The sequence below is a fragment of the Aeromonas aquatilis genome (assembly GCF_054052405.1).
Genome location: NZ_JBSTYP010000228.1, coordinates 1 through 231, shown reverse-complemented (window position 1 = coordinate 231; position 231 = coordinate 1). Strand labels below are relative to the sequence as shown.

The window sequence follows — 231 nt, the reverse complement described above, 5'->3', positions numbered from 1 at the left end:
CCAGCCAGCGCCTGGTTGATACCGATGACGGCGGTGGTCGCATCACTGGCCGCGAGATCATCAGCGGCAACCATAACAGCCTGTTCCCTGACATAAGCGACATGGATCGGGCCTATGGCACAGTGAATATGCGCAAGGCGTTTCTGGCGGTGCAGACGGACGACACCGACACCTACTATGGCGCCAATGCCATGGTGCTGCTGCCGCCCAGTGACCCCAGCGTCAACCTGA

Annotated in this window: 1 protein-coding gene; it reads left to right on the top strand. The window is 60.6% G+C overall.

All coding sequences use genetic code 11. The annotated features are described in order from the left end of the window. Window positions 1–231 (top strand): hypothetical protein (locus ACW5W8_RS24135; protein ID WP_498630943.1); only part of this gene is annotated, 231 nt, incomplete at both ends.